At 68.4% G+C, this 13,103-nt stretch carries 13 protein-coding genes, 1 tRNA gene and 1 other RNA gene; 9 read left to right on the top strand and 6 right to left on the bottom strand.

What is annotated here, in order from left to right; translation table 11 throughout:
• Positions 1 to 22: 22 nt before the first annotated feature.
• Entirely contained in the window at positions 23 to 1,450 is a 1,428-nt protein-coding gene (locus tag ACLJQZ_RS36350) for an FAD-dependent monooxygenase (RefSeq protein ID WP_410624737.1), read from the bottom strand.
• Between the two features lie 92 nt (positions 1,451 to 1,542).
• Between ACLJQZ_RS36350 and ACLJQZ_RS36345 the strand changes: the two genes are divergently transcribed.
• From ACLJQZ_RS36345 to ACLJQZ_RS36310, 8 genes are all read left to right on the top strand, one after another.
• On the top strand, positions 1,543 to 2,121 hold the full coding sequence (locus ACLJQZ_RS36345) for a TetR/AcrR family transcriptional regulator C-terminal domain-containing protein (RefSeq protein ID WP_410624735.1): 579 nt from the start codon (positions 1,543 to 1,545) through the stop codon (positions 2,119 to 2,121).
• A 78-nt stretch (positions 2,122 to 2,199) separates the two neighbouring features.
• Positions 2,200 to 2,276: transfer RNA gene (locus ACLJQZ_RS36340), tRNA-Met, on the top strand.
• 380 nt (positions 2,277 to 2,656) lie between these two features.
• A complete protein-coding gene (locus tag ACLJQZ_RS36335) occupies positions 2,657 to 3,157 on the top strand; it encodes a PadR family transcriptional regulator (protein WP_247061271.1) in 501 nt (166 codons plus the stop codon).
• 64 nt (positions 3,158 to 3,221) lie between these two features.
• Positions 3,222 to 4,325, top strand: coding sequence for a peptide chain release factor 2 (gene prfB, locus ACLJQZ_RS36330; protein WP_247061274.1), 1,104 nt, complete (start codon positions 3,222 to 3,224; stop codon positions 4,323 to 4,325).
• 180 nt (positions 4,326 to 4,505) lie between these two features.
• On the top strand, positions 4,506 to 5,195 hold the full coding sequence (gene ftsE / locus ACLJQZ_RS36325; protein WP_247061275.1) for a cell division ATP-binding protein FtsE: 690 nt from the start codon (positions 4,506 to 4,508) through the stop codon (positions 5,193 to 5,195).
• Between the two features lie 45 nt (positions 5,196 to 5,240).
• Positions 5,241 to 6,134 (top strand): permease-like cell division protein FtsX, encoded by an 894-nt coding sequence (gene ftsX / locus ACLJQZ_RS36320; protein WP_410624731.1) that lies wholly within the window; start codon positions 5,241 to 5,243, stop codon positions 6,132 to 6,134.
• A 58-nt stretch (positions 6,135 to 6,192) separates the two neighbouring features.
• A complete protein-coding gene (gene smpB, locus ACLJQZ_RS36315) occupies positions 6,193 to 6,675 on the top strand; it encodes an SsrA-binding protein SmpB (RefSeq protein ID WP_247061279.1) in 483 nt (160 codons plus the stop codon).
• Positions 6,672 to 7,568: an amidohydrolase family protein gene (locus tag ACLJQZ_RS36310; protein WP_410624729.1), complete on the top strand. Its 897-nt coding sequence runs from the start codon at positions 6,672 to 6,674 to the stop codon at positions 7,566 to 7,568. Before smpB ends, ACLJQZ_RS36310 begins: the two co-directional genes overlap by 4 nt.
• Here ACLJQZ_RS36310 and ACLJQZ_RS36305 read toward each other — a convergent pair.
• The 5 genes from ACLJQZ_RS36305 to ACLJQZ_RS36285 form a co-directional block, all read right to left on the bottom strand.
• Positions 7,558 to 8,892: an acyltransferase family protein gene (locus ACLJQZ_RS36305; protein WP_410624727.1), complete on the bottom strand. Its 1,335-nt coding sequence runs from the start codon at positions 8,890 to 8,892 to the stop codon at positions 7,558 to 7,560. The two genes, ACLJQZ_RS36310 and ACLJQZ_RS36305, sit on opposite strands and share 11 nt — an antisense overlap.
• 109 nt (positions 8,893 to 9,001) lie before the next feature.
• Positions 9,002 to 9,235 carry a hypothetical protein gene (locus ACLJQZ_RS36300; protein WP_410624725.1) on the bottom strand — a complete coding sequence of 78 codons (234 nt, stop codon included), beginning with the start codon at positions 9,233 to 9,235 and terminating at the stop codon, positions 9,002 to 9,004.
• Between the two features lie 119 nt (positions 9,236 to 9,354).
• Entirely contained in the window at positions 9,355 to 9,996 is a 642-nt protein-coding gene (locus ACLJQZ_RS36295; RefSeq protein WP_247061287.1) for a response regulator transcription factor, read from the bottom strand.
• A 39-nt stretch (positions 9,997 to 10,035) separates the two neighbouring features.
• The gene (locus ACLJQZ_RS36290; protein WP_410624723.1) at positions 10,036 to 11,169 is read right to left on the bottom strand and encodes a sensor histidine kinase; all 1,134 of its coding nucleotides are present in this window, start codon (positions 11,167 to 11,169) and stop codon (positions 10,036 to 10,038) included.
• Complete coding sequence (locus ACLJQZ_RS36285; protein ID WP_410624721.1) at positions 11,166 to 11,840, bottom strand: sensor domain-containing protein; 675 nt, start codon at positions 11,838 to 11,840, stop codon at positions 11,166 to 11,168. Before ACLJQZ_RS36285 ends, ACLJQZ_RS36290 begins: the two co-directional genes overlap by 4 nt.
• Positions 11,841 to 12,001: 161 nt before the next feature.
• Here ACLJQZ_RS36285 and ssrA point away from each other — a divergent pair.
• Positions 12,002 to 12,369, top strand: a transfer-messenger RNA (tmRNA) gene (ssrA, locus tag ACLJQZ_RS36280).
• Positions 12,370 to 13,103: the final 734 nt, after the last annotated feature.

Below are 13,103 nucleotides of genomic sequence, written 5' to 3'. Positions count from 1 at the left end.
CCCCCTTCGGGTGGTCGGGCTGTCAGGTCAGCCACGGCTCTGTTTCTCCTGTTGTGTTTGCTACGTAGCCGTCTGGGCGGATCAGGGCTCTTGTTACGTCTGGCCAGGGGAGGTTGTCCACTACTGCCACTTTGATGTTCGGGTGGGAGCTTTCTGTTTCTGTTTCTGTTGTTGTCAGTAGGACGAACTTTCCTTTGTGGAACCAGTCGCTTGCGTTGCCCGTCTTGGTTTTGAAGTCGGGTAAGCGGGTTCCTGTTGCTGGGTGGGCATTTTCGTCCGCTGGGTAGGTGATGCTCAGGCCTGATATCAGGCCTGACAAGTAATGCTGGGCTTGTGGGAGTTCGGACATTGCTCGGAAGAGCTTTCGTAGCGCCAAAAGCTCTGGGGTTGAGGGGATCAGGGCTGACTGGGCCGCTACGTTTTGTACTACCGCCTCTGCTACTGGGCGGCGTTCTTGTTCGTAGGTGTCCAGCAGGTCTTTGTGGCCGGTGCCTTTCAGGGTTGCTGCCAGTTTCCAGCCCAGGTTCATGGCGTCCTGGACGCCCAGGTTGAGGCCCTGGCCTCCGGCTGGGAAGTGCGTGTGTGCTGCGTCGCCTGCCAGTAGTACCCGGCCTACCCGGTACCTTGCGGCCAGTCTCGAGTCGTCTCCGAAGCGGGATGCCCAGCGGATCTCTTCGACCTTCGTCTCCGCGCCGTACGTCTTGGTGATCACGTCGCGGACTTCGTCGTCCGTTACCTCCGCTCGGAGGTTCGCCGGGCGGTTCAGGCGGTCTCCGTAGGCCAGGCGGTACAGGTTCGGTTCCGACAGCGGGATCAGGCCCGTGTACTTGCCGATGCCGTCCGCGGTGACGATGTCGCGCATCGAGCGCCACTCGCTCTGGGCTCCTGGTGGGGTTGCCGCGAACCGGACGTCCGCCACCACTCCGTGGCCGCGGCCGTCGATCCCTTCGAACGGGAGGTTCAGCGCTTTGCGGACCGCGCTTCGGCCGCCGTCGCAGCCCACCAGGTAGGACGCCCGGATCCGGGTCGTCGTGGTGGTGACCGTGACGGCCTCTTCGTCCTGGGTGAACTCCTTCAGCTCCTGGCCTCTGAGGACCTTCACGCCCTGCTCCGCCAGGCGCTCCTCCAGGGCCGCCTCCACTTGGGCCTGAGGGATGCCCAGCTGGTACGGGTGACGCGTGTCCCAGCCGGCGTAGCTCACCGGGATCATCGCGAAGTGGCCTTCGCCCACCGTCGCGAACGACCGCCGCTCCGCCCGGCCCAGCAGGCCGCGCAGATCCAGCACCTCCGCCGTGCGCGGCTGGAGGTTCAGGGCCTTCGACAGCCCCGTCCGCTCCGCCAAGCGCTCCAGCACCACGACGTCCACTCCGGCCAGTGCCAGCTCGTTCGCCAGCATCAGCCCGGTCGGCCCCGCCCCGGCGACGACCACCTCCGCCGTCAGCTCGTCCATGAGATCCCCTTAACAACGTTAAATTGACGTGCCCCGAGGATGCCCTTAACATCGTTAAGCTGTCAAGTTCGGACGCTGAGGAGATCGTGGACATGGCCCTGACCAGGCGGGACATCGCCCGTGCCGGGCTCAAGCTGCTCAACGAGGTCGGCCTGAATGGCCTCACGCTGCGGCTCATCGCCACCGAACTCGGCGTCAAGGCGCCGGCGCTCTACTGGCACCTGAAGAACAAGCAGGAGCTGCTCGACGAGATGGCGACGCAGATGTACGCCGACGCCGACCGGGAGCCGCCGGAGCCGCTGGGGGAGTGGGAGACCGTCGCCTACCGCGCCCGGGCGGCGCGCCGGATGATGCTGGCCTACCGCGACGGCGGGAAGGTCTTCGCCGGGACCTACCTCGGCGACCTGAGCCTGGTCGGCGAGCACGCGTTCCGCCGGAGCATCGACGCCGGGCTGGACGCGCGGCGGGCGGACCAGGTGCTCTTCACCGTCTACAGCTTCGTCGTCGGGTTCACCATCGAAGAGCAGGCCGTCTACCCGATGCCCGGCCAGCTGGACGAGCGCTACCGGGGCGCGCCCGGCGGCTCGGTGCTCACCGACGTCGACGCGCGGTTCGAGGACGGCCTGGCGATCGTCCTCGGGGGCGCCCGCGGCTGGCTCGGGCTGGCATAACGCCTGGTCAACGCGTTTCAGGACCCCCCTGTAAACGCCTTGAACGCACCGTGTAATCTTTCTCAAGTACCACAACGGCGCGGGGTGGAGCAGCTCGGTAGCTCGCTGGGCTCATAACCCAGAGGTCGCAGGTTCAAATCCTGTCCCCGCTACCACCAGGAGGCGCGTTCTCGGGAAACCGGGAACGCGCCTCTTTTTGTCATGTTCGTACGACTTTCGCCGCCGACTTTTCCGTGAAACCGTCGAATCGCTACGGATTCCGTCAGTCGGGCTCTCGTTCCCGATGGTTGCGGTGCGTGTCCACTGTGGGCCAAGCGGGGACGGCCGCCCGGCAAACTCACCTGCCTGGTGGTTGTCACCACCGTCCGGATGCGGCTGGTCGGACCAATGCGTGGTCACCGTGGTAGCGCTGCGTGTCCGGGGTCCACTGTGGACCAGAGCGGATTGGGCCGAACGAGGGGATCTCACTAGCCACAATGGACAGATCCGCTGACCACTGTGGACACAGGCGACGATAAGTGGGAATGTAGAGGGCGTGTCCGAATTGAATGCAACAGCCGCCGCCCTGCTCGGTCTGCTCCACGACGGTCCCGCCACCGGCGGGCAGCTCGTCGCGGGCGCCGGTGAGCGCTTCGGTGCCTTCTTCAGCGTCACCCGCAGCCAGGTGTACCGGGAGCTCCCGGCGCTGTCCAAGGAAGGTCTCGTCCGGCTCGGCAAGCAGGGTCCGCGCTCCAGTCAGCAGTACCTGATCACCGCCGCCGGCAAGAAGGCCTTCAAGACCTGGCTGACGTCCGAGGCCGGTCCCGACCACCTGCGCAGCCCGCTCATCCTGCGGCTCGTGCACGCCGGGTCGTTGACGGCCAAGCAGCGCGGGTCGCTGCTCGAGTCGGCGCGCACCAGCTACGGCCAGCAGCTCGACGACGCGAAGACGGCCACGAAGTCGGCCGAAGGGCCCTACGAAAAGGCCGTCGCCGAGTTCGCTCAGGCTCAGGCCAAGGCCGCCCTGAAGCTGCTCGACGCCATCCCGTCGGCCTGAGGTTCACCCCGCCCACGACCGGTGCTCGCGACCGGTCGTGGGTTTTGCCGTAACCTCGACAAACGTGAGTGATGAGTTCGACGCGGCATTGAAGGACCTGACCGGCAAGCTGACGCAGATCGAGTCGGTGATGGACCTCGACGCGTTGCGCGCGCAGGTGGCCGACCTGGAGCAGCAGGCTTCGAGCCCCAACCTCTGGGACGACCCCGAAGCGGCGCAGAAGGTGACCAGCCAGCTCTCCCACCGGCAGAGCGAGCTGCGACGGGTCAACGACCTGCGCCAGCGGCTCGACGACCTGGGCGTGCTGTACGAGCTCGCCGGCGACGAGGGTGACGCCGGCAGCATGGGCGAGGCCGAGGGTGAGCTGACCGAACTGGGCAAGGCCATCGACGGCCTCGAGGTTCGCACCCTGCTCTCCGGCGAGTACGACGACCGCAACGCCGTCGTCACCATCCGCTCCGAGGCCGGTGGCGTCGACGCCGCGGACTTCGCCGAGATGCTGCTCCGGATGTACATGCGCTGGGCCGAGCGCCACGGCTACCCGACCAACGTCTACGACATCTCCTACGCCGAAGAGGCGGGCATCAAGTCGGCGACGTTCACGGTGACCGCCCCCTACGTCTACGGCACCCTCTCGGTCGAGCAGGGCACCCACCGGCTCGTCCGGATCTCGCCGTTCGACAACCAGGGCCGCCGCCAGACGTCGTTCGCGCACGTCGAGGTGCTGCCCGAGGTCGAAGAGGTCGACCACGTCGACATCGCGGAGAAGGACATCCGCGTCGACGTCTACCGCTCGTCCGGCCCCGGCGGCCAGAGCGTCAACACGACCGACTCCGCGGTGCGCATCACGCACCTGCCGACCGGCATCGTCGTCTCCTGCCAGAACGAGAAGTCGCAGCTGCAGAACAAGGCCGCCGCGCTCAAGGTCCTCCAGGCCCGGCTGATGCTGCGCAAGAAGGAAGAAGAGCGCGCCGAGATGGACGCGCTCAAGGACGGCGGCTCCAGCTGGGGCAACCAGATGCGCTCCTACGTGCTGCACCCGTACCAGATGGTCAAGGACCTGCGGACCGAGTTCGAGGTCGGCAACCCGTCCGCGGTGCTCGACGGCGAGATCGACGGTTTCCTCGACGCCGGCATCCGCTGGCGTAAGCAGTCCGCGGCCGTTTAACGGTGCAAGGGGTGTTCGTGTGACCGCTCACAGGGGCTTTCCGGGGGTCCGGGTGGCGGAGCCCCCGGCGTGGGGCGTGGGGTACGACCCCACTACGCACAGTGCGCAAACGCCCCTTGCTCCACCCGGGTGGCCCGGGCAACCGGGGCTTCACGAGACCGGTGGGTAGTATGCCGAATCGTGATCCGGCTCGAAGAGGTTTCCAAGGTCTACAAGACCTCGACGCGGCCCGCGCTCGAGCGGGTGTCCGTCGACATCGAAAAGGGTGAGTTCGTCTTCCTGATCGGTCCCTCGGGATCGGGGAAGTCGACCTTCCTCCGGCTGCTGCTGCGCGAAGAGACGCCGAGCAAGGGCCGCGTGGTGGTGTCCAACTTCGACGTCGCCAAGCTGGCCCGCCGCCGGGTTCCCCGCCTGCGGCAGACCATCGGCTGCGTGTTCCAGGACTTCCGCCTCCTGGCCAACAAGACCGTCGCCGAGAACGTCGCGTTCGCCCTCGAGGTCATCGGCAAGCCCGGCCCGACCATCAAGAAGGTCGTCCCCGAGGTGCTGGAGCTCGTCGGCCTCGACGGCAAGGCGGACCGGCTGCCCAACGAGCTCTCCGGTGGTGAGCAGCAGCGCGTCGCGATCGCGCGCGCGTTCGTGAACCGGCCGCTGGTGCTGCTCGCCGACGAACCGACCGGGAACCTGGACCCCGACACCAGCCAGGACATCATGCTGCTGCTGGAGCGGATCAACCGCACCGGCACGACCGTCCTGATGGCGACCCACGACCACGGCATCGTCGACTCCATGCGGCGCCGCGTCGTCGAGCTGCAGCTCGGCCGGGTGGTCCGCGACGACGCCCGCGGCGTCTACGGCATCGGCCGCTGACCGCCCACCCCCGCACGCCCCCGACCCCAAGGACCTGCACCCGACATGCGCGCCAGTTTCGTCTTCAGTGAGGTAATCACCGGCCTGCGCCGGAACATCACGATGACCATCGCGATGATGCTGACCACGGCCGTGTCGCTCGCCATGCTCGGCGGCGGCCTGCTGGCCGTGCGGACGATCGACAAGATGAAGTCCAACTTCCTCGCCGACGTCGAGGTTTCGGTCTACCTCACCGACGACATCAGCGCGAACGACAAGAACTGCACCCAGTCGCTGTGCCAGTCGCTGCGCTCGGACCTGCAGGGCAACGACGGCGTCGAGTCGGTCGTGTTCGAAAACCAGGACCAGGCCTACGACCGGTTCAAGAAGATCTTCGAGAGCCAGCCCGAGCTGGTCGCCCTCACCGGCCCCGAGTCGCTGCCCGCTTCGCTGCACGTGAAGCTGAAGGACCCGGACCGCAGCGAGTCGATCGTGCAGGCCTACAGCACCAAGCCGGGCGTGCGGAAGGTCGACGACCAGAAGAAGTTCCTCGACCGCGTGTTCAACGCCTTCAACGGCGTCCGGAACATGGCCTTCGGCGCGGCGCTCATCATGGCCATCGCCGCCCTGCTGCTGATCGCCAACACGATCCAGGTGTCCGCGTTCACGCGGCGCACGGAGGTCGGCATCATGCGGCTCGTCGGCGCGACGCGGTGGTACACGCAGCTGCCGTTCCTCCTGGAGGCGGTGGTCGCCGGCGCGGTGGGCGCGATCCTCGGGATCATCATGCTGATCATCACCAAGGCCGGCTTCCTGGACTCGGTGTTCACCGGCGACGTGTTCCCGAAGATCACCATGCTGGAACTGCTGTTCCCGGTCGCGCCGATCCTGCTCGGGGTGTCCGTGCTGATCTCCGCCCTCACCGGTTACGTGACGCTGCGCCTGTACGTCCGGCACTAGCGGCGTCCGTCCGAAAAGGCAGCTGCTTGCTGCCCAGGTCATCACGTAGAGTGGTCGTATGCCCAAGGAACTTGGCCAGAAGGTGATCGTGTCGAACCGCAAGGCTCGGCACGATTACTCCATCCTCGACACCTACGAGTGCGGTCTCGTGCTCGTCGGCACTGAGGTCAAGAGCCTGCGCGAGGGCAAGGCGTCGCTGGCCGACGCGTTCGCGACCGTCGACGACGGCGAGGTCTGGCTGCGCAACGTGCACATCCCGGAGTACACGCAGGGCACGTGGACCAACCACACGCCGCGACGCACCCGGAAGCTGCTGCTGCACCGCCGCGAGATCGAGAAGCTCATCGGCAAGACCAAGGAGAGCGGGCTCTCGCTGGTGCCGCTGTCGATGTACTTCAAGGATGGCAAGGTCAAGGTCGAGATCGCCCTCGCGAAGGGCAAGAAGGCTTACGACAAGCGGCAGACGCTCGCCAAGCGAGACGCGGAGCGGGACATCAGCAAGGCCATGGGCCGCGCGCTGAAGGGCCGGTTCACGGAGTGACGCACGGCCCCGCGGACGACAGTGATGTCGCGCGCTGGACGGCGTCGCTCGGCCTGCCGGGCCTGGTCGACCTGCACGTCCACTTCCTGCCGAAACCGGTGATGGACAAGGTCTGGGCGTACTTCGACCGGGCCACGACGCACTACGGCACCGAGTGGCCGGTGCACTACCGCACCGACGAGCAGGACCGGATCGCCACCCTGAAGACGCTGGGGGTCCAGCGGTTCGCGCCGCTGGTCTACCCGCACAAGCCGGGGATGGCGCAGTGGCTGACGGAGTGGGCGCTCGAGTTCGCGGCGCGGGTCCCGGACGCGGTGCCGACCGGCACGTTCTACCCGGAGCCGGGCGCGGGGTCCGCTGTGGACGGTGCGCTGCGGGCGGGCGCGAAGGTGTTCAAGGCACACGTCCAGGTCGGCGCGTACGACCCGCGTGACGAGCACCTGACGCCGGTGTGGGGCGCGCTGGCCGACGCGGGTGTGCCGGTGGTCGTCCACTGTGGACACGGTCCGCTGCGGGGCGACTTCACCGGGTTGCAGGTCTTCGAAGAAGTTTTGGCGCGGCACCCGCGGCTGACAGCGGTGCTCGCGCACGCGGCGATGCCGGAGTTCGGCGCCGCGTTCGAGCTGCTCGCCAAGTACCCGCGGGTGCACCTCGACACCACGATGGTCGGCGTGCCGTTCGTCCAGGCGATGTCGCCGCTGCCGGCGGACTGGACGTCGCGGCTGGCCGACGTCGCCGACCGCGTGGTGCTGGGCACCGACTTCCCGAACATCCCGTACTCCTACGCGACACAGCTGCAGGCGATCGCCGGCTGGGCGGCCGACGATCGCCTGGGGGAGCCGTTCCTGCGGGCCGTCCTGCACGACACCCCGCTGCGCCTGCTCAACGCCTGAGCGCGGCCTTCTCCGTGACCGTCACCGCGTGGCCCAGCAGGCGGGTGCCCAGGTCCGTCGCCGGGATGTGCTTGCCCGCCAAGAGGAAGCCGGCCGTCGCGAGCAGCACCCACCGCACCGGCCCGTGCACGATGCCGTCCGACAGCGGGGCGAAACCGTGGGCGGCGAGGCCGAGCAGGCCACCCGACACCATCAGCCCGGCCACGATCAGCTGCGGCAGCTTCGCCGTCACCGCGACCGTGTCGCGCTGGGTCTCGAAGTGGGCGAACAACCGCAGCAGGCCCAGCAGCACCAGGCCGCACACCGCGAACCACGCGGGCGCCATCACCAGCCAGAGCACCGTGCCCGGCGCCGGGGTTTCGTAGCCGAGGCCGTACACCGTCACGCCCGCCACCACGATCAGCGCCGGCATGTGCCACAGGTAGACGGTCATGAACCGCGCGCCGAGCCAGCTGAGCGCGGTGCCGACGCCCGGTCGCTCGGCGAGTGCGTTGAGCTGCGGGCGGAAGGCGAGCAGCAGGCCGATCTGGCCGACGGCGAGGAACGCGAGCAGCACGGTCGGCGGGCTCATGTTCGACACCGGCGCGCCCGGCATGCCGATCATGCTGGCCGGGTACGGGCCGAACGCGACCATCAGCGCGGTGACGCCGAAGCCGGCGGCGGACAGCGTCAGCGCGCCGCGGCGGGTCAGCGAACCGAGACGGCCGTCGACGTAGTGGAAGCCGAGCTGGTGCACCGCGACCCAGACGAAGATCGCGTTGGCGTAACCGATGTAGCCGAGGTCGTTGAAGCGCGCGACGTCGACGAGCACGCCCGCCACCGCCATCACCAGCGGCACCTTGAGGCCCCAGCGGCGGTGCGCGGCCACCATCACCGGCGTGAGCAGCACGACCAGGACGTACACCGCGAGGAACCACAGCAGCTGCGCGGCGATCGCGCTGGCGACCTGCACCGGCTGCGGCGGGATGCCCAGGCCGCGCAGGAAGTCCGGCACGACCAGCCAGACGGCCAGCAGCGGCAGCACCGGCACCATCAGGCGCCGGATCCGCGCGGCGAGCCACTGGCGCGGGGAGTCCGCGCGGCGCAGCGAGATGAGGTTGGCGGCGCCCCCGGCGAAGAACACCAGCGGCATCACCTGCGACAGCCAGGTGACGATCCACCACCCCGGCGTCGCCAGCGCGTTGCCGGTGGCGAGCTGCCCGCCGGAGTAGGAGAGCACCGGCATGACCCAGTGCTGGGCGATGACGGCGAGGATGGCCCCCGCCCGGACGACGTCGAGAAACCTGTCCCGGCCGCCTCGTGCGACCCCCTGGCTTGTCTGCATGCAGTAGAGCTTGGCCGCTGCGACCTGCTGCAACAGCGGTGCTGACCGCCCTCTTCGGGGTCCTGTTCACCCCCAGCCGGAGCGGGGGTTGTCCCTACCGCCGGACGGCTCAGGACTCCCGGATGCCGTCGGGTTCGGCCTCACTGCGCGACGACGCGGCGACCCGGTACTCCCAGCCGTCCTCGGTGAGGCCGAGCTCGTAGCGCGTCTCGATCTTCGGGCCGTCGTGGAGGTGGATGTGCTTGATGACGGCGCCGGGCACGGGCTCGGTGTCCCCGAGCTCCTGGACCCGGCCGTCGAGCGGACCGCCGAAGAAGCGGACGCAGCGGGTTTCGTCGGACATCCGCGCACTCCTCTCGTCGGCGGGTCCGCTCATGGTAGGTGAGGGGACTCGAGGACGCCGCCCTCAGAACGGGTGACCCAGCGTCCACCTTACGGGACTTTTGGTCACTGAACGTCCACTCAACGGCCGAGATAGGTGAGGACAGCACGAACGCGACGGTGCTCCTCCGCGCTCGCCTCCAAACCGAGTTTCGAGAAGATGTTGCCGATGTGCTTCTCCACCGCGCCGTGCGACACCACGAGCGAGTTCGCGATCGCCGTGTTCGACAGGCCCTGGGCCATCAAGCCGAGCACCTCGGACTCGCGCGCGGTCAGGGCGTCCAGCGGGTTGCGGCGGCCGCGGGCCATCAGCTGGGCGATGACGTCCGGGTCGATCGCCGTGCCGCCGTTGGCCACCCGGCGGACCGCGTCCAGGAAGTCCGCGACGTCCGCCACGCGCTCCTTCAGCAGGTAGCCGACACCGCCGGCGCCACCCGAGAGCAGCTCGACCGCGTACGACTCCTCGACGTACTGCGAGAGCACCAGCACCGGGAGGCCCGGCACCTCCTTGCGGGCCGCGAGGGCGGCGCGCAGGCCCTCGTCGGTGAACGTCGGAGGCATCCGGACGTCGACTATCGCCAGGTCAGGACGGTGTTCCAGGACCGCGCCCAGCAGCTCGTCCCCGTTGTCGACGGCCGCCACCGTTTCGATGCCTTCGTCGGCGAGCAGGCGGGTGACCCCGGCCCGCAGCAGCACGGCGTCCTCGGCGATCACTACCCGCATCCGGCCCCCAGGTTCTCCGATGATCGGGGCCCAGCCTATTCACCATTCACAGGGGAGGTCAGCCCGGATTACGGTCGGCCCGCCGACCGGGCTCACCACGGTGATCACGCCGTCGATCGTCGCGGCGCGGTCGGCCAGGCCGGCCAGCCCGCCGCCGGGCCGCATCTCGGCGCCGCCGTGGCCGTTGTCGGTGATCTCGACGACGACGTGCGCGTCGTCGCGCCACACCTTCACCTCGGCCTCCTTCGCACCGGAGTGCTTCGCGATGTTCGTCAGCGTCTCGCCGACGATGAAGTACGCCGTCGTCTCCACCGCCGCCGGCGGCCGCGGCTCCACGTTCACCGTGACGTCCACCGGGATCGGCGACTTCGCCGCCTGCGCCGACAGCGCCGCGTCCAGGCCGCGGTCGCCCAGCACCGCCGGGTAGATCCCGCGGGCCAGGTCACGCAGCTCCGACACCGCGAGCTTCGCGTCCGAGTGCGCCTCGTCGATCAGCTCGCGGACGGCCTCGGGATCGTGGTCGAACTTCGCCTTCGCGCGGCCCAGGCTCATCGCGACGGCCACCAGCCGCTGCTGCGCGCCGTCGTGCAGGTCACGCTCGATGCGCCGGCGCTCCGCCTCGGCCGCGTCGACGCCCCGGGCCCGCGAAGCCTGCAGCCGCTCGGCCTTCTGCTCCAGCCGCCTCGTGCGGTTCGGGCCCAGCAACGCGATCGCCAGCTCCCCGTGCAGCCAGCCCAGCCACGGCGTCACCCAGATCGCCATCGGCAGCAGCACGATCGACGCGATCGCGATCGCGAACTCCACGCACGCCAGCGGGAACGCCGCCATCAGGTACGCCAGGTCCCGCCACGTCGTCGGGTCGCTCAGCCGGATCAGCCACCGCCGCAGCACCGGCTCGCCGTCGTAGGCCCGCCGCTCCACCGGCGGCAACGGCACCCGCAGCATCAGCCCGGCCCAGCCCCGCTCCCGATCCGCCGACCAGCGGATGAAGCTCGTCGTCGCCAGCAGGATCGGAAACCCGACCCACACCACCGCCGTGCCGACCCCCACCGAAATCCCCGTGACGATCAGCACGAACTGCACGAGCCGGAAGACGAAGCTCAGGACCATGTACCCGATCGTGCGAGCCGGGTGCGGCCGCGGGTGCTCGAGCTGGCGTTGCTCCGGCGTCATCCCGCCACCAGGTGCTTCTCTTCGTCTTCTTCCCACCAGCGCTCCATCCGACGGCGCTGGGCGACGGTCGGGCCGAGCAGCGCGTTCGCGAGCCGGGCGTGCGTCCCCGCCAGCGCCTTCGTCAGCGCCACGGACAACGCGATGAACAACACCCCCAGCGCCGCCCACGGTAGCGCTTCCACCGTCGAGTCCACGGTCAGCCACCGCAGGTCGTCCGACGGGAAGTAGTACGCGCCACCCGGCAGCCACCGGAAGTAGATCGGCAGCCCCGCCAGCGCCAGGCTCGTCGACCAGAACGCCGTCACCAGCGTGAACTCGATCAGCCCGAGCGGGAACAACACGAAGAAGTACAGCAGGTCCCGCCACGTCGACAGATCCTTCAGCCGCGCCTTCCAACGCAGGCTCTGCTTGCCCGCCGGCAACGGCAGGTACGGCAGATCGACGTACCGGTCCAGCAACGCGTAGACCCGCGCCCGCTCCATCCGCGCCGCACCCCGCACCCCCAGCACCAGCAACGCCAGCAGCGGAACCCCCACCCACACCACGACCGTCCCCAGCCCGGCCGCCGTCAGCGACGTCAAGATCGTGAACGCCGCCACCCCCAGCGGCAGGTTCATCAGCAGGAAAACCACCGAACCGCCGAACGGCGGATCCCGCCTCTCGCTAGCCATGACCTGGCTCCCTTCAGTCCCACGATGCCCCCAAGCATCGTTCGCCGGACCGCCGGCCGACATGGTGCGCGCGGGCATCCCGCCGGTAGGGCTGGCCCTACCCCGCCCTGGACCAAAGGGCTGGCGCCACGCGTTATGCTGTACAGGTTGTGTCCCACCAAGGGGGTGAACGGTTTCGACTTTGGACGTTGAGCCAGGAGAAGCGTGCCGGTGCAGGCGAGAGACCACCGTAAGCGTCATCGCAATCGAATAAGCGCCGATTCCAATCAGCGCGAGTACGCCCTCGCCGCCTGAGCGAGTGCGTCTCTGTCGGCCCGGGTGTGCCTCCGACCCGGGTACCGGCATCAGCTAGGAGGCTCAGCGGCAGTCCCGGCCACGGGGACCTGCCGTGAAGCAAACAGTGGCTGGGCCCGTCACTTCAGCTTGTTCGCGTGATTGAAGGGGCCGAGTAGAGACGAAGCGGACTGCGCACGGAGAAGTCCTGTCGATACGCCAGAGGACCCGGGTTCAATTCCCGGCACCTCCACCTTCGAGAAGGCCCTCGCTCCTTCGGAGCTTGGGCCTTCTCTTCGGTTTCGTCCATTGTCTCTGGGGGTCGGACCCCCAGACCCCCGCCAAGGGGCTTCGCCCCCTGGACCCCCCTGGGGCTGCCGCCCCTTGCCCCTGCTGCCGTGGCTGACTTGGGCGTGTTGGTGCACCCGTCTGGTGGTGCTGGGGGTCTTGGAGGTCCCGTCTGGCTTCACTGGGTGTCTTGGAGCACCCGTCTGGCTGCGCTGCGGGTCTTGGAACGCCTGTCTAGCCGCGCTGGGAGTCTTGGGGCGCCCGTCTTGCTTCGCTGGGGGTCTTGGGGCGCCTGTCTGGTGGTGCTGGGTGTCTTGGGGCCCTGTTTGCTGTGTCGGCAGTCTCTGGGTGTTCGGCATGCTGCGCTGGGAGTCTCGTAGTACCTGTCTGGCTTTGCTGGGTCTTGGTGTGCCTGCCCCGCTGACTTTGTATGTCTGGTGTGCTGTCCGGGCGTGCGGTGGTTGTCTTGTGTGGCTGTGGTTGCGCTGGGTGTGTGGGTGTTTCCGGCTGGTTCTGGTGGGGGTGCGGAGGGCCGTTCTTGTGGGTGTATCGGGCCCTAAGGTGCCGTGTTGGAGCGTTTACTGTGGGTGCTGTAGGGGACCTCCTTGTGGGTGATTTCACTCGGGGTGTCATGCTGTAGGTCGACGAAGGTTGTGGGTTCCGGTCGAGTCTCGACCGGGGATGCCCGTGCCGGAAGTAGGT

The sequence above is a fragment of the Amycolatopsis sp. cmx-8-4 genome (genome assembly GCF_046548675.1).
Lineage (GTDB): Bacteria > Actinomycetota > Actinomycetes > Mycobacteriales > Pseudonocardiaceae > Amycolatopsis.
This window is presented reverse-complemented; position numbering and strand designations above follow the sequence as displayed.